This is a genomic window from Sphingopyxis terrae subsp. terrae NBRC 15098 (assembly GCF_001598815.1).
Lineage (GTDB): Bacteria > Pseudomonadota > Alphaproteobacteria > Sphingomonadales > Sphingomonadaceae > Sphingopyxis > Sphingopyxis terrae.
Window position 1 is genome coordinate 49,643 of record NZ_BCZQ01000026.1, and the last position, 22,579, is coordinate 72,221.

Consider the following 22,579-nt stretch of genomic DNA (forward strand, 5'->3'; position numbering starts at 1 on the left):
GTGAACGGGCTTTTACGAGGCCTTCAGCGCCGCGTCGAGTTGCGTTTTGATCGCGGACCAGACGGTCACATCGACATGGCGTCCGTTGATGAAGAAGGCCGGCGTGCCGCGCACATGGTCGGCACCCAAGCCGATATTGGTCATGCCTTCGAGTTCGGCGCGCGTGACCTCGCTATCGAAACAGGCGTTCATCTGCGCCTGGGTGTAGCCGCGCTTCGCCATCAGCGCGCCGAGCCCGGTGTCGGCCGCGATCTTGCGCGCGCGTTCGCTCTCGGTGCCAACATACCAGCTCTTGACCATGGCTTCGGGCGCCTTTTGCACTTTCGCCAGCCAGACCGGCTGCGCCATGAAGATGGCGTGGTGGTTGGCCGCGAAGGTCTTGGCGCCGCCGCAGCGCGCCAGCAGCGCTGCGGTCAGGTCGACCGGGTCGCGGACGAGGTTGCGATATTCGAAGACCACCAGTCCCTTGTCGATATATTGGGTCTTGAGCGGGACGTCGCCGTCACGCGCAAATTCGCCGCAATGGCTGCACGTATAGCTGAAATATTCGACCAGACGCACCTTGGCGGCGGGGTTTCCGACGATATAGGCGCCGATCGCGCTGGTGCTGATCTTCGACGACCAGGCCGGCGCCGGAGCGGCGGGCGCAGCGGCGACCAGCGACAGCGCGGCGATCGACAGGGCGCCGATGGCGGTGCGGCGGGACAGGGTGCGACCGGATATCTTGGGCATGGACGTGCCGTCTTCCTTCAACTGATGCGCGGGAGTTTCGGCGCGCTGGCAAGTCCGGCGGCCATGCGTTCGAGCACGGTCCTGAGTTCCGGATCGCCGATGTCGCGCAGGCTATCCCCCAGTTCGGCGGGTACCGGCTTCAGCATTGCCGGCTGCTGAACGGGGGCGGGGGCGGGCGTGACCTGACCATGCGTCATGCGGACGCTCGCGATCGCGGCATAGCCGAAGAAGCGATTGACCGCCGCCACGATGTCGGGGGCGACATGCTGCAGCATGGGTGCATGCGCGCCGCTGATCGTCAGGTGCAGCGTTCCGCCCGCCTTTTGTCCGGCGGGAAAGCGGATCATCGCGGGCTGGGTGACATCGGCGAGCCGGTCGCCGACGATTTCGCGCCAGCGGCTGACGACCGACGACTGGATGAAGCCGAATTTGCGAAAGGCGGTCCGGCCGATTTCGGGAACCATATCGGCGATCGCGCGCGCCTCGCCGCCGCGCGGCCGCTCATAGCTGCGCGCCGGCGCCTTTTTGGCGCCCTTCTTCGCGCGCGCTTTAGGGGGCTTGTCGCCGTCGCTGGAGCCTGCTTTCGCCATCGCCGCCGCCATGCCATAGGCGGGGGGTGAGCGTCCAGATGCCAGACCCCGATATCGCGGCCGTCGCGGATTTCGCGCCGCGGCTGCTCGCCTGGTACGACCATGCGGCGCGCAACCTCCCTTGGCGCATCGCGCCGGGCAGCGCGGTGACGCCCGATCCCTACCGCATCTGGCTCGCCGAAGTGATGCTGCAACAGACGACCGTTGCCGCGGTCGCGGGCTATTTCGCCCGCTTTACCGAGCGTTGGCCGAGCGTCGCCGATCTCGCGGCGGCCGATGACGCGGACGTCATGGCGGCGTGGGCGGGCCTCGGATATTATGCCCGCGCTCGCAACCTGCTCGCCTGCGCGCGCGCGGTGGTCGCCGATCATGACGGCCTTTTTCCGGATAGCGAGACCGGGTTGCGCGCCTTGCCGGGCGTCGGCGATTACACTGCGGCGGCGGTCGCGGCGATCGCCTTCGGCCGCCCCGCGGTTGTCGTCGACGCCAATATCGAGCGGGTGATTGCGCGCCACCGGCTGATCGCCACGCCGCTGCCGGCCGCAAAGCGCGCGATCCGTGCCGCGCTGGCGCCGCTCGTTCCGCGCGATCGCCCCGGCGACTTCGCGCAGGCTCTCATGGATCTGGGTGCAACGATCTGCACGCCGCGCAGCCCCGCCTGCACCCGCTGTCCCGTCGTCGCCGATTGCGCCGCATTTGCGGCTGGCACCGCCGAGTCATTGCCGGTCAAGCCGCCCAAAAAGGCGAAGCCGCAGCGCCACGGACGCGCCTGGTGGATCGAATCGGATGCGCGGCTGTGGCTGGTACGGCGCCCCGATAAGGGGATGCTCGGCGGGATGCGGGCATTGCCCGGCGGCGCGTGGGACGAACCGCCCGCATCCGATGACGGAGCCGTCTCCGTGCGGCACGGCTTCACCCATTTCGACCTCACATTGACGCTCGTCCGGCGCGGAGTCGAGGATGCCGCAGGGGAAGGTGAGTGGTGGCCGATTTCGGCGCTTGACGCGGCGGGTCTGCCGACGCTGTATCGCAAACTGGTCGACAAGATGCGGGAGAGTGACCGATGACGATGATGATTTCGCGCCGCGCGCTGCTCGGCAGCCTGGCGCTGGGGGGCAGCGCGACGCTGTTGCCGCGCGCCGCCTTCGCCTGGACCAATGCCGAGGCGCTCTATCCGGCGACCTACGCCTTCATCAAGGGATTCGTGGACCGCCGCGAGCTCGCCGGCGCTATCGCTGCGATCGGCAAGGATCAGGCGCCGCCCGACTATCTGGGCGCGGGCAAGCAGGCGATGGATTCGCAGCGCGCTGTGGCCCCGGACACGATCTGGCGGCTCTATTCGATGACCAAGCCCGTCACCGGCATGGCGGCCATGCTGCTGATCGAGGATGGCAAGATGACCCTCGACCAGCCGATCGCCGATTTCCTGCCGGCCTTCGCATCGATGAAGGTGCAGAACACCCCCGACGGGTCGATCACCGACGTTCATCCCGCGAAGGGGCCGATCACGGTCCGCCAGCTCCTCACCCACACCGCCGGGCTCGGCTACAATATTGTCCAGAAGGGGCCGCTGCGCGACGCCTATAACGAGGCGGGGATATTGGGCGGACAGGTCAGCCGTCTGCCGATTCCGGGCTTCCCGCCGACCACGCCCGCGCCGAGTCTGGAGGTTTTCGCCGACCGGCTCGCGACGCTGCCGCTCGTCTATGAACCCGGCACCCGCTGGAGCTATTCGGTCGGGCTCGACCTGATGGGCCGCGTGATCGAGGTCGCCTCGGGTCAGCCCTTCGACGCCTTTCTGAAGGCGCGCATTTTCGATCCGCTGGGGATGGCGAGCACCGGTTTTCGCGTCACCGGCGACGAAGAAGCGCGGCTGTCGACCAACTATGCGCCGCTGGGCGGCGTGCTGCTGCCGATCGATCCCGCGACGAGCTCGATCTACCTCGACCCGCCGCCGATGCCCTATGGCGGCGGCGGTCTCGTTTCGACGGCGCGCGATTACGACCGGTTCCTCGCCATGCTGCTCGGCGAGGGCGAAACCGGCGGCGTGCGGATCATGAAGCCCGAAACCGCGCGGCTCGGCATGTCGAACCTGCTTGCCGATTCGGTCGATCGCAAGAATACGTTCATCGACGGTGAGGGCTTCGGCGCTGGCGGACGCGTGTCGCTCGCCGGATCGCCGACCGGCGAGGGGGTTTACGGCTGGGGCGGCGCAGCGGGCACCATCGCCTTTGTCGATCGCCGCCGCGGCTATCGCGTCGGCGGCTATACGCAATATATGCCGTCGGAAGCGCTGCCCTTCCAGCGCGACTTCGGCAAGGCCTTCTACAAGGATGTGATGGCCTGATGCCGTTGCCGCTCGGCTTCACCGGGGCGCGGCTCGACCGCGCCGACCGCCTCCGCACCGATCCCGACGCTTTCGCGGCGGCGATCGCCGATCCGCGCGCGACCTGCCTGCTGCTCGACGGCATCGATCCGGTGCCGGGCGGGGGCGGCGGGCTGGTGTGGGAAGCGCTCGATCCGGCCGACGAGCGCGCGCTGTTGCTGCTCGGGATCGACGACAGCGGCGCGCCGCGCTTCGTGCGCGAGGCGCATGCCGGGGCGCGCGTCGATGCGCGTTCGCGCACCGTGATGCGGCTGCTCCCGATGCTCTCGCCCGAAGAAGCGGCGCTCTATGGCGGCGCGCGCAGCCTCGTCGACTGGCACGCGCGGCACCGATTCTGCGCCGTCTGCGGATCGCCGACCGAATTGTTTCGCGGTGGCTGGGGGCGTCGCTGCGCTTCGTGCGGCGCCGAACATTTTCCGCGCGTCGACCCCGTTGTTATCATGCTCGCCGAATATGAGGGCCGCGTGCTGCTCGGCCGCCAGCCCGGTTTCCCGCCGGGCTTCTTTTCGGCGCTTGCGGGCTTCGTCGAGCCGGGCGAATCGCTTGAGGAAGCGGTGGCGCGCGAATTGTTCGAGGAAGCGGGCATCGCCGTGTCCGATGTATCTTATGTGGCGAGCCAGCCCTGGCCGTTCCCCTCGTCGCTGATGATCGGGTGCCGCGCGGTCGCGCGCGACGCAGCGCTGACGATCGACACGACCGAACTCGAAGCGGCGATGTGGGTGGATCGTGCGGCGGTGCGCGCGGCGCTCGCCGGCGACATGGGCGCGAGCTTCATGGCACCGCCGCCGCTGGCGATCGCGCGCTATCTGCTGGAGGATTGGGTGGCCTGAGCCTTAGAGGCGCTTGCCGGTGATGCGGCTGATTTCGCGCGCCACCATCGATTCGACCATCGCCGGCAGATTGGCGTCGAGCCATTGCTTGAGCATCGGCCGCATCGCATCGACGACGACATCCTCGAGGCTGCGTCCCCCGGCGGGCACCGTCGCGGCGGCCGCCGCGGCGGCTGGCGCCATCGCCGCGGTGAGCGCTTCGAGCGACTGGCGCGCGGCATCGGCGCTGGCGACCGACACCAGCTCTTCCTGCGCGGTCGCGGCGCCGCTGTCGTCAAGGGTCGATTCGGCGACGGCGTCGTCTTCCTCTTCGTTGAGGTCGAGAATATCCTCGCTCGGCGCCGCCGCACGCTGAGCGCGCGCGCCAGGGGCCTCGTCACGCGCGATGACGCGCCGGATCGACGACAAAATGTCTTCCATCGATGGCTCCCGCGACATGTCGCCCATGCTTGCCCCCTCAGTTCCGCCGGAAATACCGGTTAACCATGTTCATACCGGCGCGCGGGCGGGCTTGCCAAGCCTTATTGTTGGGGAAGCGGCTCGATGGCAGGCACGCTGGCATCGGCGGCGGGGATGCTGCGCGTATCGGTGGCCTGCTGCTGCGGCTTCGGATCGTCGGCCCAATCCCAGATCTGACCGCGAACACGGCGATAATTTACCGCCGGATCATAGAGCGCGCCGCCCTCGATTCCCAGGTCGCGCGCTTCGGCCTTGCCCATCGCGGCGAGGACCGAGAAAGCCGCGACATAGCTGTTGCGTTTGGCCGAGACGAGCTGGACCTGCGCGTTCAGATATTCCTGTTCGGCATTCAATATGTCGAGGATCGAGCGCGTGCCGACGCTGTTTTCGGCACGCACCCCCTCGAGCGACAGGGCGTTCGCGCCCACCGCCTGCTCGGTCGCGGCGATGACGCGCTCGTTCGCCTGCCACGCGGCATAAGCGCCGCGCGTCTGCGCGATCACGTCGCGTTCGGTGGCAACATAGGTTTCGATCGCCTGGCTGCTGCGCGATTGCGCCTGGCGCACCTGCGCCGACGGGCGGCCGCCCTGAAAGATCGGCAGCGTCAGCGACAGGCCGGCGGCGGCGCTCTTCGTTGTATTCTCGGCCACGGTGTTGCCGGCGGGAATCGAATGAAGATTATTGTTGTAGCCGCCCCCTAGCGTCGCCGACAGCTTGGGCATGCGGGCGGCCCGCGCAGCGCCGATGTCGGCGCGCGATGCGTTGATGCGCTGGTTTGCTGCTTCGATATCGGGATTGTTGTTGAGCGCGATCGCGACCGCATCCTCAACCGATTGCGGGAGATTGGGCAGCGCCGGCGGCGGCTGGAGGTCGATCGGCGCATCGCCGACCAGCTTCACATAATTTTCGCGGCTGCGAATCAGATTGGCTTCGGCGCCGCGCAGGTCGCCCTCGGCGAGCGCAAGCCGGGCCTGCGACTGGGCGACGTCGGTGCGCGTCAGATCGCCGATCTCGAACCGGTCGCTCGATGCCTGCAAATTGGTCTTGAGGACCGCGACATTCTTCTGGTTGAGCTGGACGATCGCCTGGTCGCGGATCACGTCCATATAGGCGCCCACGACCTGCGAGAAAATGCTCGCTTCGGTTGCGCGCAGATCGGATTGCCCGGCTTCGACGCGATATTCGGCCGCCTTCACCGCGTTGCGCACCGCGCCGCCCTGATAGATCGGCACGCTGAGTTGGCTGCCCGCGGACAGGACGCGGCCCGGCGACACGAAGCTGTTGCCCGGGATGACCAGATTTTCCTGATAATCGACGCTGGCACCGACCGAGGGCAGGCCCGATGCCTTCTGGATCGGAACATTCTCGTCATTCGCGCGCTGTCCGGCGCGCGCCGCCGTCAGCGTCGGATTATTCTCATAGGCTTTGGCGAGCGCACCCTGCAGCGTCTCGGCCTGCGCCTGCGACGACAGCGCCAGCGCGCCGAGCGCCATGCCCGCCAGCCAGCGGGCGCGTCGTCCGGTCATTTTCGTGTCGATGTCGTGCATGATATGGTTCAGCCTGAAGGGAGGGAGGGCTCTCAGAATCGAAAACCCGTGGGGGCCTCGAAACCCGGCAGCGCCGCGACATCCATGTCGGCAAAGGCGCGCAGCGCAAGTGTGCCGGCGGTCTTGACGCCCTGGACAAGCCGGGTGACGCTGCCTTCGCGGCGCGCCGCGACCAGCTTGCCGCCTTCGGCGAGCTGCGCTGCCAACGCGTCGGGAAGCTGTTCGATCGCGCCGTCGATCAGGATGCGGTCGAAGGGCGCTTCGCCGGGGGCACCGGCAGCGAGCGGGCCTTCGACCCAGAAAATCGCGGGATTGTCGGTTGCGGCGCGGGCGGCGGCGAGCAGATCGGCCTGCTCCTCGACCGCGACGACCGAGGCACCGAGCGCCGCGAGCAGCGCGGCGGTGTAGCCCGTCGCCGCACCGATGAGCAGCACGCGCTGGCCCGGCCGGATATCGGCGGCGACCAGCAGGCGGCCGGTGACGAGCGGCGCATTGAGCGCGCGGCCGTGACCCAGCGCGATCGCGCGGTCCATATAGGCGACGCTCGCCAACGCCGCGGGAACATGCGCCTCGCGCGCCACGCTGCCCATCGCCGCGACGACCGCCGGGTCGATCACGTCATTGGTCCTCAGCTGGCTGTCGATCATCGCAGCCCGCATGTCCGCAGCAGTCACTTCGTTCAATTTCGTCGCCATCAGCCTGTTTTCCGATTCTGGGGCCCTGAAGCTTGGGGCCGTTCTAGCCGAACCGATGCTGTGTTGCAATACTAATACAGCATCGCGCGGCGCTGCGTCGCGCATAGCTGGCCGCGGGAGTGGCGCCAACCCCGCATTGCGCGAAAATGCGCGCGAAATGGAGTGGGCCTTGGCGAAACCTTGACAAGCCCGCCAAAGCCCCGCACTAGCGGCGCCGTCCAACACCCGGCCCGGCCCGCGACATAGCGGCCGCGGCGTTCGGCGCGAGGCCCGATGGCGGAGTGGTGACGCAGCGGACTGCAAATCCGTATACGCCGGTTCGATTCCGGCTCGGGCCTCCAGAACCCTGTCAGCGGACGGTTGCTGATGGTTGAAAAACTCCCGGTTTTCTGCTAGTTATGGAGCATTCACTGATTGCCGGTGATGGTCTCTGATTGTCCGTAATTGCGGCCGTTGGGGGCCTTTTACGGGGCAGAAGCTGCCTCAGAATGCACGAGGCCCCCAAATGGCGCTGACCGATGCCGCGATCCGGAATGCAAAGCCCCGAGAGAAGCCTTACAAGATTTCAGACGCGAAGGGTCTGTATCTTCAGATCAACCCGCACGGCAGCAAGCTTTGGCGATTAAAATATCGGATACATGGTGCAGAACGTAAGCTGGCGTTGGGCGCGTATCCGGAGGTTAGTCTAGCAGAGGCTCGCGAGGCGCGCGATGCCGCCCGCAAGCAGTTATCAAAGTCGATCGATCCGAGCTTTGCCAAGCGCGAGGCGCGAATTGAAGCGAGCGTGCGCGCTCGCAATAGCTTCGCGCACGTCGCTGACGACCTTATCCAGAAGAAAACTCGTGAAGGATTGGCCGCGTCGACGCTGAAAAAGATGCACTGGTTCGTGAAGCTGCTCGGCCCTGAATTCGGCAGGCGCCCGATCGCGGAAATTACGCCTCACGAGATTTTGCATGAGCTGCGCAAGCATGAGCGTCGGGGTAGGCTCGAAACCGCTAATCTCCTGCGGTCTTTCGTTAGCCGTGTGTTCCGCTACGGCGTCGCGACCGCGCGCGCTGACCGCGATCCTGCCCACTTGTTGATCGGCGCGCTGACTATTCCAAAGGTAAAGCATTTTGCGGCCATTACCGACCCGGTGGCATTTGGCGGGTTACTGCGCGCAATCGACGATTATCAGGGTGACCCGGCCGTTATGGCGGCGTTGAGGCTCATCCCCCACCTCTTCCAGCGTCCCGGCGAAATGCGCCAGATGGAATGGAGGGAGATCGATTTTGACACGGCGGTCTGGACGATCCCGGAAGCCAAGATGAAGATGCGCCAGCCTCATGCCGTACCCCTTTCGCGGCAGGCCTTGGCGATCCTTGCCGACATGCGGACCCTGTCGGGATCGGGCCAATTTGTTTTCCCGTCGGTTCGCACGCGGTCTCGGCCTATCAGCGACAATACGCTGAACGCCTCGCTACGGCGAATGGGGATTCCCAAGGACCAGATGACGGCGCATGGTTTTCGCACGTCGGCATCATCGCTCCTCAATGAATCGGGTTACTGGAATCCCGACGCGATCGAACGTGCGCTGGCGCACGCGGTCGGCGGCACCGTCCGCCGCATTTACAATCAGTCTGCCTATTGGGCCGAACGGGTCGAGATGGCTCAATGGTGGAGCGATTATCTCGACGACTTGCGTGAAGGAGGAAACCGATGCCCGTCGCCGAGACCTCAGCCTCGACCGGGATATGGCATCGGTCGGCCGATGCACATCGGAGCTTCGCGCGGATTGCCGCCCGCCTCTTATATGCCAAGGACAAGGAGGGGATGGGGTTAGATGAGGTCGACCGCGTAGTCGATTGAACGTGTTGAAATGGCGCGGTGGTGGAGCGACTATCTGGATGAATTGCGCGAAGGAGGGAACAGATGACAGGTCGCCCCGGAGAAGGTTGGAAAATCTTCGCAGACGGGGACGAAGCCGACAACGTGCCGCTCTGGAAGGTGTTGGCTCAATTCAGGTCGGACGATCTGGACGAAGGCTTGAGCCTGAACGCAGCAATTATCAATCAGGCCAAGCCGTCGCCGGTTCGATTTTATAATCTCGCCTTTCTCATCAGCTTTGGTTTCGGGTTCCTGTCCATAATCTTCCTGATCGGCATCCTTGTCTCAGGCCATTCGACAGCGACGGACTTCTTCTTTTATCTCACATTGGGCACGCTGGCGGCCACGATTGCGCCGCACCTTTGGCGGCAGGCTTATCAATATGGCCTGAAAATCCCCGACGCGCCGTTGAAACTGCCCCACGCGCCGGACAGGCTCTTTGACGAGGTGCTGGGCTATTTGCAGAAGGTGGACGGCCCGAAAGCCTATTATCTTTCTCGCTTCCGCAAGCAGCGGGTTCCTCTCAAACGCAGGCAGTTTTTCGGCAGGCTGCGCTATTTTCTGTTCTCCGAACATAGCAAGGATCGGGGGATGGTCATGCGTTACCCGACGGCGATGTCGCTGCCCGCTGACCTTTATCTTCATCGCGATGATGTCGAGACGATGCTCGCAATGAACAGGCCGAAGCGCAGGGGCGGACCCGGCCGGAACACCAAATACCGTTATGACGATGCGATTATCGCGCTGATCGGCGATCCACGGTTGGCCGCATTGGATGTGAAGGATCGGGCGGCGGCGATCAGCACCGTCAAGAATTGGCTATCCGAATGGTTCGAAGTCAACGCCGATGAGTCCGGTGACGTGCCGCGCCGCGACCAATTGACGCGTTACGCGGAAAAAATCTGTACGCATTTAGAAATGATCGCGTCCGCCAAAGGCCGCTGACCAGCGCTATCGTTTTTCGATCGCTGCGAAAGAATTTTCGGACCCCATCCCTGCATTTTTGTAACTCACGTCATCGGCAGACTTCTGGGGCTTTTCCATTGCTGGACGACACACCGGCAACCATGTGCAACTTGGCATGTCTCTCGCCGCGAATCGGCAGCAAGGAGACAAGCACATGGAACCCATTGCCATTTCGATTAATGACACGGCCAAGGCGCTCGGCATCGGGCGGTCGTCGGTTTACGCGCTGATAAAATCCGGCGGCCTTGACGCCATCAAGATCGGCAGGCGAACCTTGCTGACCACCGAATCCATCCGGCGCTTGGCCCAATCCCGCACCGCTATCTGACCCGCAGGCGCTCCACGGCCCCAGCCTCTTGAATTGGCGGGCCGCTCTGCGCCGCCTGCTCCACCCCGCATCGCACCCTTGCGACCGTGAGATTCACGAAAGGATGTCCCATGTCTATTTTTCACCGCGCCTTGGACTGGCTTGCCGATACCCTCTGGGCCGGCCGGAAGGTCACACTGCACGTCACCGCCGACTTTGACCGGGCGTGTTACGTGCTTCCGCTCATTGAAAAGCTGATCGCCGATGATGAGGACGGCGAGACCTATCGCACCGCACTGATCGACTGGCACCGGGCCGAGCGTCCGCCACTCGCACTCTATGATGGCGAAGCGAGCTTCTGTCGGATCGACGGTCCTCTTCAATGGGCTGGTGATCGCCGCTTCCCGCTCGGCGGTCTGATCCTCAGTTCCGGCGTGACCGCGCACCTCGACCCGTTCGAGGCGAACGCGCTTCACGACCACATGAAAGCGGCAATCGAACGAGCCATCCGGTCATGGATTACAGATTATGGACTTCGGGATTGGCGGCGCGTCCCGATCGAGTTCGATCGCCAATATGCCGACCGTAAAGCAAAGGTAATGATCGCGGATTGGGCGGCGCGACGAGGCCGGTCGCGGCCGAACGTCGCGACCGATACGGAGGGCTCGGACCATGCCTGATCCGGTCGCCCTTATGGCAAGGTCGCAGGGCTGCGATGCTACGCATCGAGCCAGTAATTTGGATACACACCTCACGCACGGGTGCATCCAGCTTTTCCGCCACTTTTTGAGGCGGCGATCCGACGGCGCCTATTTCGGCTCTTTTGGAAAGCGCGAATTTCTGCCTTTGGATGAGACAGCGGATCGCTGTCGCATGGGAGGCGGCCGATGAAACTCGTCCGCCACACCGTCCGCGTGCCCGTATCGCTCGACAAAGCGCTTCACGCGCTCGCCGAGCGCCGAGGCATCAGCGTCTATGCGATGCTCCAGCGCAGCGTGAAGACGGGCGTCGCGACGCTCGCCGACCCCGCCGCGCGCGATGCCATATCGAGTGAACTGGTTTCCGAACTGGCGTCGATCAGCAACCGCATTGTCGATGTCGAACATATGCTGGACCGGGCGCTGTTCACCGCCTGCGCCGCCTATTGCTACGCCCGCAGCGCGGGGCTGGGCGAGCGCACCACCGATGAGATCGCCGTCGCCGAGATCAACGAGGCCTACGATCGCCAGCGGCGCCTCTCGCAGGGGAAGCGGCCATGACCGTATCCAACGATCGCCGCATCCATGCCGACGCCTTGCGCCGGCATCATCGACTGAGCCAGTGGCAGCGGTTCAAGCGACAGGTCGGCATTATGCTCGCATCGGTCGCCCTGGGTTCGATCGGCGCGCCCTACGCGATGCTCGACAAGGACGAGCAATGGGCAATTGGCGTCTATGCCCATGCGCGGGGAGCGGTATGGATCGCCTTCAGTTCCGATCCGGCAATCACGGTCACATATGAGGGAAGGCAATATCGCGTTCCGGCTCGCGCGGTGGTTGCTGATCGCTATTATCGCGGATCGGTATCACGCCTCTTGTCGCTATCGGTCAAAGGCGGTCTGCTCGGTTTCGTGGGCTGGCTGTCCGGCCTGCTTCTCTTGCGTGGCGTCAGGGCGCGCCGTCGCGAGCGCGCCTTGCGCGATCGCGTCATCGCCGGAACCCTCGTCACCACCGAGAAGCAGCTCGCGGCACTGACCGCCGCCGAAGCCGGGTCCCACGCGCTCGCCATCGGCTCGGTGCCGATTCCGTCACGGCTCGAGACGCGGCACATGGCGATGATCGGCACGACCGGCAGCGGCAAGACCACCGCTCTGCGTCAGATGCTCGATGGGATCGAGGCACGGGGCGAAGCGGCATTGGTTTACGACACCAGCGGCGAGTTCATCGCGCATTATTATGACCCCGAGCGCGGCGACATCATCCTGAACCCGTTCGACGCCCGCTGCGCTTTCTGGACGCCCTTCGCCGAGATCGCGCACCCTGCTGACGCCGACCGCATCGCACAGCAGCTTATCACCGAGACCGGCCAGCACGACCGCGATGTCTGGCTGGAAACCAGCCGCATCCTCGTCGCCAACATGATCCGGGAATTGTGGAAGGAGAAGAAATGCACGCTGCCGGACCTGCTCGAAGCGCTTCAGAAGTGGGACAAGGATAAGCTTAAGAACTGGCTGAAAGACACATCTTCGGCCCGGACATTCTCCGACGATGCCGACCGCGCCACCGGCAGTGTGCTTTTCATGCTCGCGAAGGCCGCCAACCTCATTCAGTTCCTGCGAATGCCGAAGGACGGTGAGAAAGCTTTCGCCTTCCGCGACTTCATCGCGGGCCTCGACCAGCGCAAGGGCGCGCGCCCGTGGATATTCGTGCCGCGCAAGGAGGATTATTTCGAAGCGTCGAAACCGCTGCTCGCCTGCTGGCTCGAATGCGCGGCGAGCGCCGTGCTGGGCCTGCCCCCATCGCCCGACCGGCGCATCTGGTTCGTGCTCGACGAGCTGGCCGACCTGCCACGCGTCGATAACCTCGCGCGGCTCTTGCCCGAGGGCCGCAAGTTTGGCGCTGCGGTCGTGCTGACCTTTCAGGCGCTCGGCCAGATGCGGTATCGCTATGGGCCGCAGATTGCGGAGTCGATGCTGGGGTGCTGCAACACCAAGCTGTTCCTCCAGACCATCGACAGCGAAACTCGCGTTTGGGCCAGCCAGACGATCGGCGAATGCGAAGTCGAGATCCAGACCATGACCGATGCGCTCGCCGAGGGCGACGATACGCCGCGCACGACCTTGGGCCGGATGCGAAAGATGCGGCCCGCCATTCTCGAAGGCGAACTCCGCCTGCCGCAATATGAGGGATATTTGCTGTTCCCCGACGGCTTGCCCGTCGCGCGGATCAAGCTTACCGCCGATCATATCACACGGCGCGGTAAGCCCCGCCAGCAGGGGTTCGTCGCAGGCGATCCGAAAACCACGCTTTGGCAGCAGGCGGCGCAGACCACGCCGTCATCTCCGTCTCAGCCTCCACCGGCGCGGCCATCGCCGTCGCCATCCAAGAGGCGGGGGCCGGTCTGATGGTCGCGTCGGTATCGGCGCTGACCAGTTCGGCGCAGGCCAGCAGCTATTATGAGGCCGATGACTATTATGCCGAAGGCGGCTTGTCGCCATCCGAATGGCAGGGCGGAGGCGCGGAGGCGCTAGGCCTTTCCGGCGAGGTCGATCGCGACCAGTTCCGCGATTTGCTCGACGGCAGGATCGGCGAACAGCAGCTTGGCACGTTTCGCAACGGCCAGTTGGAGCATCGCCCCGGCTGGGACGTGACCTTGAGCGCGCCCAAGTCGGTGTCGATCATGGCCGAGGTTGCGGGCGACCGGCGCTTGATCGCGGCGCATGGGCAAGCGGTTAAAACCGCGATGGCGCATGTCGAAAAGCATATGGCGGCCACCCGCATTCGCGACGGCGGCACCGTCGCGCGCGAGGCGACCGGCAATCTCGTCGTCGCCAGTTTCCAGCATGGCACCAGCCGCGCCCAAGACCCGCAGCTTCACACCCATAATGTCATTATGAATGCGACGCGGGGCGAGGATGGCACATGGCGCAGCCTCGAACCGCGCGCCATCTACCAGCTTCAAAAGCAGATCGGCGCGATCTACCGGCAGGAGCTGGCGCTGAAGGTTCGCGAACTCGGCTATGAGATCGAGACGGGCAAGGACTCGCTATTCGAGATCAAGGGCGTGTCCAACGAGGTCATCGGCGCGTTCAGCACCCGCAGCGCCGAGATCGAGGCTGCGCTCGGCGAGCGCGGCACATCACGCGATGCCGCCAGCGCCGCCGAAAAGCAGATCGCCGCGCTCGATACTCGGCAGGCGAAGGTCGCGACCGATCATGCCGCCCTTGTTGCCGATTGGCGCGAGACGGCGAGCGCAGCCGGGTTCGGCCCGGACGCGCGGCTGGCGATGGTCAGGCAGGCCGAAGCCCATGCGGCCAGCCCCGCACACCGCGCCGACATGGCCGAACAGGCGACAATGGCGGATCGCGCTGTCGCCCATGCCGCCGACAAGCTCGGCGAACGGCAATCGGTCTTCTCTGCTGCTGCCTTGCAGGAGGAAGCCGGACGGATCGGGCTGGGCAAGGTCAGTTATGCCGAGATCGGGGCCGCAATCGACGTCGCCACGAAACAGGGGGAGTTGATCGACCGGACCTTTCTCGACCGGCGCGGCGCGGAGTTCGCCGGGTTCACCACCCGGCAGAATGTCGAAACCGAAGCCAAGATGCTACGCATCGAGGCTGAGGGGCGCGGTGCGCTGTCTCCGATTGCATCGCCGCTCGCCGCCGCCAAGGTCGTTGCCAGCGCAGCGACACAGGCCGAGCGCGCGGGCTTTGGCTGGAACGCCGATCAGCGCGCCGCGACCGAGCAACTGCTGACCAGCCGCAACCGCATCACAGCCGTTCAGGGTTATGCGGGCACCGCCAAGACCTCGACCGTCCTCGCGACCTTCGCGCGCGAGGCCGAGGCGCGGGGCGTGTCCGTTGTTGCGCTCGCTCCCACCGCATCAGCGGCGATGGTGCTGGGCGAGGCATTGGGTGCGCGTAGCGATACGGTAGCGCGCCATCTGTTGTCGCCCGAGCGCCCGCATCAGGGCCAGTCTGTCGCGTGGATCGTGGATGAAGCATCGCTTTTGTCGGCCCGCGACACCGCGCGGCTGTTCGACCTGGCCGACAAGCATGATGCGCGCATTATTCTCGTCGGCGACGTGAAGCAGCTTGGATCGGTAGAGGCAGGCGCGGCGTTCGCGCAGTTGCAGGGCGCGGGCATGGAAACCGCGAAGCTCGGCGAGATTGTTCGGCAGACCAACGCAGCGACAAAGGAAGCGGTGCTGGCGTCGATCGAGGGCGATGCCAAGAAGGCGTTCGCCGCGCTGGATCGCGGTGGCGGCCAGATCATCGAGAGTGCCGATCGCGCGGAACGGTTCGCCGCTATCGCCGAGCGATATGCCGGACTGGATAAGGCTGGTCGCGCCAGCACCCTTGTCATCGAGCCGTCGCGCGAAGGACGCGATGCGTTGACCGCTGATATTCGCGATGCCCTCACCAGATCGGGGGCGCTCACCGGCCCCGGCGTCACCGTGGAGAGTCTTGTCAATAAGGGGCTGACCCGCGCCGAAGCGCGCGACCCGATGAGCTATGATAGAGGCGATGTGGTCCGGTTCACGCGCGACTATGACGACAAGGGTGTGGAGCGCGGCGAAGCGTATCGCGTCGAGAGCATCGACCCGGCCAAGGCGGCGATCACCCTGAAATCGGAGGATGGGCGCGAGGTGGGTTGGCGATTGCGCCAATGGGGCGCGGGCAAGGTTCAGGCGTTCGCGCTACAGACCTTGGACCTGAAAACCGGCGACAGCATCCGGTTCACCCGCAACGACCGCGAAGCGGGCCGGGTCAACGGCGGGCGCGGCGAGGTGGTCGCGGTGGACGCGCAAACCCGCACCGCCATCGTCCAGACCACACGAGGGACGACCGAAATATTGAATCTCGATTCCGCCCGCGACCGGCATATCGCCCATGCCTATGTCGAAACCGCTTTTGTCGCCCAAGGGCGGACAGCCGATCATGTGATGATCCACGCCGACAGCAAGGCGACCAACCTCGTCGATCAGAAGAGCTTCTATGTGGGGATTTCCCGAGCGAAGGAATCGGCGACGGTCTTCACCAATGATCGCGGCAAGCTGGTTTCCGCGATCAGCGAACGCGCTGGAGAGATGCAAACCGCCATCGCTCACGTCATAATGCCTACCTCAGTGGCCGACAAAGCGGCGGGAGCCGGGATAGGGTAGCCAGATGGGCGTTACTTGGAAATCGATTACGATAACAGCACCCAATCCCTGGAGTGGGCTGCCCATTTTTTGCCTCATTTTCTGTCTGTCATGCTACAGGGTTTGCAAGGGAGGCGGGGCCGTGAACGAACTACTCAGCAAGATATCATCATATAACATCTTTAATTATCTCTTTCCCGGAGCAGTATTCTCAATTGTGGCCGATCATCTCAACATTGTGGCATATCCGAGCGATGTTATAGACAAACTTCTGTGGTTCTACTTCATTGGTATGGCTATCAGCCGCATTGGTTCGGTGGTGGTCGAGCCGCTTCTGCGGTGCTGGTCCTTCGTCACCTACTCCGACTATCCTCGCTTCCTGCGCGCATGTGCTAGCGATGCCAAATTGGAGCTGATGGTCGAGGTGTCCAACACCTACAGGACACTCGCGACCGCTTTTGCACTCTTGCCCTTGGGCCTGCTCGCCGGCTGGATCGCAGGAGGCATCGGCTTCCCCGCGCCTTGGAGGGAACGCTTAATCCTGCTGCCGCTCCTTGTGCTATTTTTGTTCTCATTCAGGAAGCAGGTGGGCTATATCCAGAGGCGGGTGAATCATCACGGGGGCGAGTAGTGTCGATTGTAAAGAGCTTTGCCGTCGGCAACGGCGATATGTGCTATATCAAGCATAACAGCGACAATTTTAGCGTCATCGACTGTAATCTTACGGGCGATCGAGACGACGAGATAATCCAAGAATTAAAAGACCAGGCTGGCGCGACGAGGATGCGTCGCTTCATATCAACTCATCCCGATCAGGATCATTTCGGGGGCATTGAAAAGCTTGACGCGGAATTTTCCATCTGGAATTTTTACGTGGTAAAGAACCAAGCCACAAAGGACGATGAAACTGAGTCGTTCAAATATTACTGTCAGCTTAGAGATAGCGGAAGGGCGTTCCACATCTACAAGGGTTGCACCCGGAAGTGGATGAACACGGGTGACGAGACCCGCTCAACTGCTGGCGTCAACATCTTGTGGCCCGACACGTCTAACGCGCATTTCAAAGAAGCGCTGGCATCGTGCGATGCTGGGGAAAGTTACAATAACACATCGGCCGTCATCCGCTATTCGGTCCAAAACGGCGCATCCGTGATGTGGCTTGGCGACCTCGAAACCGAGTTTATGGAAAATGTCCTGGACAGCATCGACCTCCCGAAGACCACTGTGGTTTTCGCTTCTCACCATGGAAGGCAATCAGGAAAAATTCCTAACTCGTGGCTGGAAAAGCTTGATCCTCAGATCATTGTGATCGGCGAGGCTCCCTCTCGTCACCTGCACTATTACACGGGATACAAGACAATCACTCAGAATATGGCGGGTGACATCACGATGCATATCACTGATGATAAGGTGCATTTCTACGTTTCAAATGGAAACTATTCCCATGATGGACTTACAAACGAAGCTCAAACCAGATTTGATAACTATGTTGGCAGCATTACGGTAGAAACAGAATATACTCTTGATGCGTGATTTAAAAGGTATTGGTAAAATCATTTCCGTAACGGACGATTTTAGGGTCTACTTGTGAATCTGATTAAGTCAAAGAAGCGCGTTGCCGATCATGGGGAGGTATTCACCCCGCCTTGGCTTGTCGAAGCCATGCTGGACTTGGTGAAGGGCGAGACGGAGCGCATCGACGCCCGGTTTCTGGAACCGGCCTGCGGGAGCGGCAACTTCCTTGTGCCGATCCTGCAACGCAAGCTCGCCGCCGTTGAACTGAAATACGGCAAGTCCGATTTCGAGCGGCGGCACCACGCCCTGTTGGGGCTTATGTGCTGTTACGGCGTCGAGCTGTTGGCAGACAACATCGAAGAGTGCCGCGCGAACATGCTGGAAGTCTTGTCCGACTTCCTCCCCGGCGACGAGGAGGCATTTCGCGCCGCCATGTTCGTGCTGTCGCTTAACCTTGTGCATGGCGATGCCATGACCATGCGCGACACAAACGGCGCGCCCATCAGTGTGGTTGAATGGGGCTATCTCGGCAAAGGCAAATATCAGCGCCGCGATTTCCGCCTGGACGTGCTGACCGGCATGGCCAGTTTCAGCGCGGAGGGTTCGTTGTTTGCGGGTCTTGGCAAGCACGAAATCTTTACACCGACTTCTTCATATCCCCCGATGTCGCTACGCGACTTGGCAGGGACAGTGAGCGGCAATTCAGGGGGAGCCGTATGAACGAACAGGCGGGGTTTACTTTGCGGGGGCGCAATCCCGACGTTCTAACTTGTATCGCTAACCTCTCAAACGACGAGGTGTTCACGCCACCAGAGTTCGCCAACCGTATGCTCGATACGTTGGCGGAGGCATGGGCGGCGCGGAACGGTGGCGCGAACATATGGGCCGACAGTTCGGTCAAGTTCCTTGACCCTTGCGTTAAGTCCGGCGTTTTCCTCCGCGAGATCACTAAGCGGCTGATTGCCGGGTTGGCCGGGGAAATCCCCGATCTGCAAGCGCGGGTGGACCATATCCTGACCGATCAGGTGTTCGGCATTGGCATCACGACGCTGACAAGCCTCCTTGCGCGTCGCAGCCTTTATTGCTCGAAGCACGCAACGGGCGAGCATTCCGTCGCCAAGAGCTTCGCCAACGACGACGGGAACATCTGGTTTCAGCGCACCGAGCATTCTTGGGCTGACGGCAAATGTAGATTCTGTGGTGCCAATCAACGAGACTATGATCGTGGCGAGGGCTTAGAGTCCCACGCCTACGCGCTAATACATACCGACGACGTAAAGACTCGCGTGGCCGAGTTGTTTGGGGGCGCAATGCAGTTCGACGTAATTATCGGCAATCCACCGTATCAGCTCGGCCAGAGCGGCGGCGAAGCCATCGGCGGGTTTGCGATGCCCATATACCAGAAATTCGTTCAGGCCGCGAAAGGGCTTGATCCCCATTTCGTCATCATGGTCACGCCATCGAGATGGTTCGCTGGCGGGCGCGGGCTTGACGAGTATCGCGCTGAGATGCTCGCGGACAAGCGCGTGCGGAAACTCGTAGATTTTCCCGACGCCTCGGAAGCCTTCCCCGGCACTCAAATCAAAGGAGGCGTATCCTACTTCCTTTGGGACAACGCATGGAATGGCCCGTGCGAGGTCACGACAGTGCATGGCGGTGATACCGCAGTCCCGTCCGCGCGCTATTTGGATGCATACGACGTTCTTGTCCGGCGCAATGAGGCGGTGCCAATCCTCGAAAAAGTGCTCAGCGGCAACGCAAAGGACGGATTTGGCAATCTCGCCTCCAAAGTTTCCCCGATACAGCCCTTTAGCATCCGCACGAATTTCCGAGGGGCCGCGCAGGCCGCCGGCTTGAAAAACCCTGTCCGCTTGATTGGCAATGGAGGGGATACGTTCATCGAGCGGGATACCGTCCCAAGAAACGATGCGTGGGTCGATAAATGGAAGGTGCTACTTGGCGCTGCATACGGAGCCGGTGAAAACTTGCCGCACCAGATATACAACTACCCGATCATAGCCGGCCCCGGAACAGCGTGCTCAGAAACCTACTTAGTCATTGATAAGTTTGGGGCCGAGAAGGAGGCGCGTCGCTTTGCGGGCTACCTACGCACCCGCCTCGTTCGCTTCCTCGTATCCCTGCGAAAATACACGCAGCACCTCTACAATGAACGCTTCCAGTTCGTTCCTGATTTGCCAATGGACCGCGATTGGACCGATGCGCTGCTTTACGAGAAATACGGGATCACCGAGGAAGAGGTGGCATTCATTGATCGTATGATCCGCCCGATGGAGGCGGGCGATGAATAAGCCCACCATCGAAGAAATCCTCACGCCCAAGCCCGCGGCGCGCCCGCGTATCTATGCATATTCTATCGCCGCCGACACGCACGAGGGGCTGCTGAAGGTCGGCCAGACCACCCGCGACGTGAAACAGCGCGTGGCCGAACAGCTCAAAACCGCCGCGATCAATTACACCGTCGAGCTGGACGAGTGCGCCGAGCGGGACGACGGCGGGATCATCACCGATCACGCCGTGCGCGAAGCCTTGAAGCGCAAGGGCTTCGATAACCCGCAGCTCGAATGGATGCGCTGCACCGTTGCCGATGTGAAAACCGTCCTGGCCGAGCTTCGCACCGGCAAGATATTCACCGGCACCCACCACGAGGATTTCCCGCCCCGCGAGGAACAGGCGCGGGCCGTGGAGCAGACCTACGCCTACTATCAATCGCGCTGGCAGGAGGACGCCGCCGCCGTGCCGCGCTTTCTGTGGAACGCGAAAATGCGTTTCGGCAAGACCTTCACCACCTACCAGCTTGCGAAGAAGTTGGCGGCGCAACGCGTCCTTGTCCTGACCTTCAAACCCGCCGTCGAGGACGCATGGCAGACCGACCTTGAAACCCACGTCGATTTCGACGGCTGGCGATACCAGTCGCGGAATGTCGATGGCGATCCGCGCGAAATCCCGGCTGATACACCGCTGGTCTATTTTGGCTCCTTCCAGGACCTATTGGGGCGTGACACGGCGGGCAATATCAAGCCGCGCAACGAGTGGATTCACACGATCAACTGGGATTTGGTCGTGTTCGATGAATACCACTTCGGCGCGTGGCGCGAGACCGCCAAGGAATTGTTCGAGGGCGAGGAAGCCGCCGTCGCCAAGAAGGAAGCCAGCCTCGAATACGCCGCCGACCTTGAGGACGTGAACGAGGATTTGGGCGTTCTGTCGGAAAGTGAGGCCGAGTTCCTGCCCATCACCACGCGGGCGTATCTCTATCTCTCCGGCACCCCGTTCAAGGCGCTCGCCACCGGCGAGTTCATCGAGGAACAGATATTCAACTGGACCTATACCGACGAACAGCGCGCCAAGGCCGCCTTCGCCGCCAAGTTCCCGGACAAGCGCAATCCCTACGGCGCCCTGCCGCAGATGCGGCTACTCACCTACCAGATGCCCGACGAATTGCTGGTGATCGCCAGCGCCGGGGAGTTTGACGAGTTCGACTTAAACGCCTTTTTTGCCGCCACCGGCACCGGCGATGCGGCGGCGTTCAAGCACAAGACCGATGTTCAAAAATGGCTCGACATCATCCGGGGCGGGTATGCCCCACAGGCGGTCGAGAGCCTGAAAACCGGCACCCGTCCGCCGTTCCCATATTCCGACGTGCGGCTCCTGCCGTATCTGCAACATTCGTTCTGGTTCCTGCCTAATGTCGCCGCCTGCCACGCGATGGCAAACCTGCTGGCGGAGAAGCACAACACCTATTGGCACGATTACACCGTCATCGTGTCAGCCGGGGCCAATGCCGGAATTGGTCTGGACGCGCTTCCGCCCGTTCGCCGGGCCGTGGGGAGCGGCTTCGACACCAAGACCATCACCCTGTCATGCGGGAAGCTGACCACGGGCGTCACCGTGGCGCAATGGTCGTCGATCCTCATGCTCCGCAATCTCAAATCCCCGGAGACCTACTTTCAGGCGGCATTCCGGGTGCAATCGCCGTGGTCGATCAAGAACCCCAACGGCGACAATCCCAACGAGGAAGAAATCCTCAAGCCCGTCTGTTTCGTGTTCGACTTCGCACCGACGCGGGCTTTGCGGCAGTTGTCCGAATACGGCATCGGCCTGTCGCCCGGCGAGGCGAACCCAGAAAACGCCGTGCGCGAGCTTGTCAGCTTCCTCCCCGTCCTCGCCTACGACGGCGCGAACATGACGCAGATCGACGCGGGCGGTATCCTCGACATTGCGATGGCCGGAACGTCAGCGACGTTGCTGGCGCGCAAGTGGGAATCCGCGTTGCTGGTCAATGTCGATAACGACACGTTGCGCCGGGTGCTAGACAACGCCGAGGCGATGGCGGCGGTGGAGCGCATCGAGGGCTGGCGCTCCCTTGGCGACAACATCATCGAGACCATCATCAACAAGTCCGATGTCGTGAAGGACTTGAAGGACAAGGCCAAAGCCAGCGGCGGGGAGTTGTCGCCGAAGGAAAAGAAGGAGCTGACGGAGGAGGAGAAGGAATACAAGTCCAAGCGCAAGCTGGTGCAGGAAAAGCTGATAAAGTTCGCCACCCGCATTCCTGCCTTCATGTATCTGACGGATTTCCGCGAGAACACGCTACAGGATGTCATCACCAAGCTGGAGCCGGACCTGTTCCATTCCGTCACCGGCCTGACCGTCGCCGACTTCCACCTTCTGGTGCGGCTCAAGGTGTTCAACACCGAGCGGATGAACGAGGCCGTCTTTGCCTTCCGACGCTACGAGGACGCATCCTTGCGATACACGGGCATCGAGAGCCACGAGGGGCTGACCCACTACGGCCTCTACGACACCGTAGTTGCGAAGGAATGA

The 22,579-nt window shown here is 62.9% G+C and carries 20 protein-coding genes and 1 tRNA gene; 16 read left to right on the plus strand and 5 right to left on the minus strand.

Translation table 11 applies throughout. The annotated features are described in order from the left end of the window. Window positions 1-12: 12 nt before the first annotated feature. A complete protein-coding gene (locus tag STE01S_RS15060; protein ID WP_003046649.1) occupies window positions 13-732 on the minus strand; it encodes a DsbA family protein in 720 nt (239 codons plus the stop codon). A 17-nt stretch (window positions 733-749) separates the two neighbouring features. Then, on the minus strand, window positions 750-1,322 hold the full coding sequence (locus tag STE01S_RS15065; RefSeq protein ID WP_003046645.1) for a DUF721 domain-containing protein: 573 nt from the start codon (window positions 1,320-1,322) through the stop codon (window positions 750-752). A 38-nt stretch (window positions 1,323-1,360) separates the two neighbouring features. Between STE01S_RS15065 and STE01S_RS15070 the strand changes: the two genes are divergently transcribed. The 3 genes from STE01S_RS15070 to nudC are packed head-to-tail and all read left to right on the plus strand — an operon-like array spanning window position 1,361 to window position 4,538. Beyond that, on the plus strand, window positions 1,361-2,389 hold the full coding sequence (locus STE01S_RS15070; protein ID WP_062769130.1) for an A/G-specific adenine glycosylase: 1,029 nt from the start codon (window positions 1,361-1,363) through the stop codon (window positions 2,387-2,389). Next, window positions 2,386-3,669, plus strand: coding sequence for a serine hydrolase domain-containing protein (locus STE01S_RS15075; protein ID WP_003046640.1), 1,284 nt, complete (start codon window positions 2,386-2,388; stop codon window positions 3,667-3,669). The genes STE01S_RS15070 and STE01S_RS15075 overlap by 4 nt, the downstream gene beginning before the upstream one ends. Beyond that, on the plus strand, window positions 3,669-4,538 hold the full coding sequence (nudC, locus tag STE01S_RS15080) for an NAD(+) diphosphatase (protein WP_062769133.1): 870 nt from the start codon (window positions 3,669-3,671) through the stop codon (window positions 4,536-4,538). Before STE01S_RS15075 ends, nudC begins: the two co-directional genes overlap by 1 nt. A gap of 3 nt (window positions 4,539-4,541) precedes the next feature. Here nudC and STE01S_RS15085 read toward each other — a convergent pair whose 3' ends face one another. The 3 genes from STE01S_RS15085 to STE01S_RS15095 form a co-directional block, all read right to left on the minus strand. After that, the gene (locus STE01S_RS15085; RefSeq protein WP_003046634.1) at window positions 4,542-4,985 is read right to left on the minus strand and encodes a DUF2497 domain-containing protein; all 444 of its coding nucleotides are present in this window, start codon (window positions 4,983-4,985) and stop codon (window positions 4,542-4,544) included. A gap of 74 nt (window positions 4,986-5,059) precedes the next feature. Further along, window positions 5,060-6,544 carry a TolC family outer membrane protein gene (locus tag STE01S_RS15090; protein ID WP_062769136.1) on the minus strand — a complete coding sequence of 495 codons (1,485 nt, stop codon included), beginning with the start codon at window positions 6,542-6,544 and terminating at the stop codon, window positions 5,060-5,062. 32 nt (window positions 6,545-6,576) lie between these two features. Next, window positions 6,577-7,239: a protein-L-isoaspartate O-methyltransferase family protein gene (locus tag STE01S_RS15095; protein WP_062769139.1), complete on the minus strand. Its 663-nt coding sequence runs from the start codon at window positions 7,237-7,239 to the stop codon at window positions 6,577-6,579. Between the two features lie 267 nt (window positions 7,240-7,506). Between STE01S_RS15095 and STE01S_RS15100 the strand changes: the two genes are divergently transcribed. From STE01S_RS15100 to STE01S_RS15160, 13 genes are all read left to right on the plus strand, one after another. Then, window positions 7,507-7,580 (plus strand) — tRNA-Cys (locus STE01S_RS15100). Between the two features lie 164 nt (window positions 7,581-7,744). Next, the gene (locus STE01S_RS15105) at window positions 7,745-9,061 is read left to right on the plus strand and encodes a tyrosine-type recombinase/integrase (RefSeq protein WP_082813359.1); all 1,317 of its coding nucleotides are present in this window, start codon (window positions 7,745-7,747) and stop codon (window positions 9,059-9,061) included. 89 nt (window positions 9,062-9,150) lie between these two features. Beyond that, window positions 9,151-10,050: a hypothetical protein gene (locus STE01S_RS15110; RefSeq protein WP_062769142.1), complete on the plus strand. Its 900-nt coding sequence runs from the start codon at window positions 9,151-9,153 to the stop codon at window positions 10,048-10,050. 175 nt (window positions 10,051-10,225) lie between these two features. Next, window positions 10,226-10,399, plus strand: a complete 174-nt coding sequence (locus STE01S_RS15115; protein WP_062769202.1) for a helix-turn-helix domain-containing protein — start codon at window positions 10,226-10,228, stop codon at window positions 10,397-10,399. Window positions 10,400-10,530: 131 nt separating this feature from the next. Beyond that, on the plus strand, window positions 10,531-11,058 hold the full coding sequence (locus tag STE01S_RS15120; RefSeq protein WP_218016992.1) for a hypothetical protein: 528 nt from the start codon (window positions 10,531-10,533) through the stop codon (window positions 11,056-11,058). Between the two features lie 207 nt (window positions 11,059-11,265). Then, on the plus strand, window positions 11,266-11,637 hold the full coding sequence (locus STE01S_RS15125) for a hypothetical protein (protein WP_062769148.1): 372 nt from the start codon (window positions 11,266-11,268) through the stop codon (window positions 11,635-11,637). Next, entirely contained in the window at window positions 11,634-13,481 is a 1,848-nt protein-coding gene (locus STE01S_RS15130) for a type IV secretion system DNA-binding domain-containing protein (protein WP_062769151.1), read from the plus strand. The genes STE01S_RS15125 and STE01S_RS15130 overlap by 4 nt, the downstream gene beginning before the upstream one ends. Further along, a complete protein-coding gene (gene mobF, locus STE01S_RS15135; protein ID WP_062769154.1) occupies window positions 13,481-16,240 on the plus strand; it encodes a MobF family relaxase in 2,760 nt (919 codons plus the stop codon). The genes STE01S_RS15130 and mobF overlap by 1 nt, the downstream gene beginning before the upstream one ends. A 121-nt stretch (window positions 16,241-16,361) precedes the next feature. Further along, a complete protein-coding gene (locus STE01S_RS15140; RefSeq protein ID WP_162928297.1) occupies window positions 16,362-16,850 on the plus strand; it encodes a hypothetical protein in 489 nt (162 codons plus the stop codon). Further along, window positions 16,850-17,752 (plus strand): ComEC/Rec2 family competence protein, encoded by a 903-nt coding sequence (locus STE01S_RS15145; protein ID WP_062769160.1) that lies wholly within the window; start codon window positions 16,850-16,852, stop codon window positions 17,750-17,752. The genes STE01S_RS15140 and STE01S_RS15145 overlap by 1 nt, the downstream gene beginning before the upstream one ends. Before the next feature lie 54 nt (window positions 17,753-17,806). Continuing rightward, window positions 17,807-18,454 (plus strand): N-6 DNA methylase, encoded by a 648-nt coding sequence (locus tag STE01S_RS15150; protein WP_062769163.1) that lies wholly within the window; start codon window positions 17,807-17,809, stop codon window positions 18,452-18,454. Beyond that, window positions 18,451-20,043, plus strand: coding sequence for an Eco57I restriction-modification methylase domain-containing protein (locus tag STE01S_RS15155; protein ID WP_062769166.1), 1,593 nt, complete (start codon window positions 18,451-18,453; stop codon window positions 20,041-20,043). Before STE01S_RS15150 ends, STE01S_RS15155 begins: the two co-directional genes overlap by 4 nt. Beyond that, window positions 20,036-22,579, plus strand: a complete 2,544-nt coding sequence (locus STE01S_RS15160) for a GIY-YIG nuclease family protein (protein WP_062769169.1) — start codon at window positions 20,036-20,038, stop codon at window positions 22,577-22,579. The genes STE01S_RS15155 and STE01S_RS15160 overlap by 8 nt, the downstream gene beginning before the upstream one ends.